1 protein-coding gene is annotated in these 1166 nt (G+C 72.3%); it reads left to right on the top strand.

The features are described 5' to 3' along the window. Nucleotides 1-142: 142 nt before the first annotated feature. Nucleotides 143-1166 (top strand): IS66 family transposase (locus tag U8525_RS34295; RefSeq protein ID WP_374270948.1); only part of this gene is annotated, 1024 nt, incomplete at its 3' end.

The following is a 1166-nucleotide window of genomic DNA, read 5'->3' as shown; positions in this document are numbered from 1 at the left end:
GCTCCCGCCTCGGCGACGCCGCTGCCCCTCTTCGCACGGGCGCGTGGCCAGCACGCAAGCGAGGAGGCAGACAGCGAGCCCTTCGTCGGCACCGCGCGCTGACGTCCGCCGACGCTTGCCTCCGGACGCACCGCCATGGCACATGCACGCAGCCATGGCGGTGCACCTCGCACAGGAGAAGGACGTGGAGCGGCTGCGACAGGCCGCCCTCCTGCTCGAAGCGGAGAATGCCCGGTTGGTGCGGCGCAACGTGGAACTCACCCGCGCGCTGCTGACGGCGCAGGGCGCTGACGCCAGCCACCTCCAGCTACGACTGGCCGAGGTGGAGCGCCAGTTGGACAATGCGCGCGCTGCGCTCTTCGCGCCCTCCAGCGAGAAACGTCCGGCCCCTCGGCCCGAGGACACGCACGCCCCCGAAGCGGTGCGGCGCGGCCATGGCCCGCGTGTGCAGCAGGCCCTCCCGCTGGTGGAGGTGGTGCACGTGCTGGACGAGGCCGACACGCAATGCCCCTCCTGTGGGGGGCTGCTCAAGCCCATGACGGGCTGCTTCGAGGAGTCGGAGGAAGTCGACGTCCTCGTGCGCCGCTTCGTCCTCAAGCGCCACCGCCGTCAGAAGTACCGCTGCGCGTGCAACGCGTGCGTCCAGACGGCCCCTGGGCCCCAGAAGCTGCAGCCCCAGGGGCGCTACTCCCTCGACTTCGCCGTCGAGGTGGCCGCCTCCAAGTACCTGGACCACCTGCCCCTGGAGAGGCAAGTGCGCGCCATGGCGCGCGAGGGCCCCACCTGCGACAGCCAGACACTGTGGGACCAGTTGGCGGCGCTGGTGCGTCTGCTGCTGCCCACCTACGACGCGCTGTGGGCCGACCAACTGCTGCAAGGGGTGCTGGGCGCGGACGAGACGCGCTGGCCGCTGCTGGGCAGCCAGGGCCAGGCGAAGTGGCACCTGTGGGCGCTCGCCTCGTCCACCGCCGTCGTCTACCGCGTGGCCCAGGGCCGCGGCGCCCAGGCGGCGCGCGAGCTGCTGAAGGGGTACTCCGGCCTGCTCATGACGGACGGCTACGCGGTGTACGACGCGCTGGCCGCCGCCAGCCATGGGCGCTTCGGTGTCGCGCACTGCTGGGCTCACGCGCGAAGGAAGTTCCTGGAGTGCGGGGCGCCCGAAGCCG

The organism is Corallococcus sp. RDP092CA (genome assembly GCF_041903675.1).
Lineage (GTDB): Bacteria > Myxococcota > Myxococcia > Myxococcales > Myxococcaceae > Corallococcus.
This window is presented reverse-complemented; position numbering and strand designations above follow the sequence as displayed.